Annotated in this window: 1 pseudogene; it reads left to right on the top strand. The window is 75.8% G+C overall.

Going from position 1 to position 1,159, the window contains the following annotated elements:
• Nucleotides 1-1,159: pseudogene (locus PROKR_RS33320) on the top strand (hypothetical protein); the annotation flags it as partial.

Below are 1,159 nucleotides of genomic sequence, written 5' to 3'. Positions count from 1 at the left end.
CGGTACGACGGCGCTCGGCCTGGCCCGGCGCCGCAGCTCGACGGCGGCGCAGCCGGTCGCCGAGACCACGCCGACCGGCTCGATCGTGCTGCCGGAGATCCAGACGCCGTCGCTGCCGCAGGAGTACCAGGCCGACGACAACGCCTGGGCCCCGCCGTCGAACGTGTCCGAGGGCAGCTCGCTCCCGAGCCGTCAGCGCGCGCAGCAGCCCCCGGAGCCGGTCGCGCCGGTCTTCGAGGACACCACCCCGGCCGCCGTCGACGTGGACCAGCGCAGTGCGCTGTTCTCGAGCTTCCGCTCCCTGAACACGATCGACCCGGTCGAGGGCGGCACGCAGTCGCTGCAGCTCGACCCGATCACGCAGGACCCGGCGGCGCTCCCCGGTATGTCCGACACCGACGTGATGCGGTTCCCGGCAGCCGGCGGCGGTCGCCCGCCCGCGGCCCCGGCACCGGCCCCCGCGCAGAGCTTCGGCGCGGTGCCGGAGCGCGCCGCGGGCCCGTTCGAGGGTGACGACAGCCGGTCGCAGGCCTTCGGCGCGGAGGCCCCGGAAGGCGCCGACTCGTCGTTCGAGGCGCTGCCGGCGTTCGAGGAGCTCATGGCGGACCTGCCGAGCCGTCGCTCGACCGCGTCGAACCAGCAGGGTGCCAAGCCGGCCCAGAAGCGTGGCCTCTTCGGCCGCCGTCCGGGTCAGCCCGCCACCGGCGAGCTGCGCGCCTACCAGCCGCAGGAGCAGCGTCCGGCATCGCGTCCGATCCAGACGGTCGCCAGCCCTGTGGCGGGGGCGCCGACGTTCGGCGCACCGATCGTGCCGGCGCCGAACGTCGAGGCGACGGGCTTCCCGACGCAGAACTTCCCCACGCAGGCCCTCCCGGCGCAGAACTTCCAGGCGCCGAGCGGTCCGCCGCAGGCCAACCCCGCCCCGCTGACCGGTGCCTTCCCGGCCCCGGTCCAGGAGGTTCCCCTCGAGGACCCGACCTACCAGCGTGGTTACCAGGAGGGCTACCAGAAGGCGGTCCAGGAGTCGCTGACGTCGGCGCTGCCGGCCATCCCGAACGCTCCCGCGGGCGGCACGGTCCCCGTGCCCACGCAGGCGCAGGCTCCTGCCGCCGGCAGCAACCCGTTCGTGGACGCGGCGCCCCGCGCGGCGGCTCCGGCC

It is taken from the genome of Promicromonospora kroppenstedtii DSM 19349, assembly GCF_000515355.1.
Lineage (GTDB): Bacteria > Actinomycetota > Actinomycetes > Actinomycetales > Cellulomonadaceae > Promicromonospora > Promicromonospora kroppenstedtii.
Note: the sequence above shows the minus strand (reverse complement) of the source record. Positions and strands in the feature narration are given on the sequence as shown.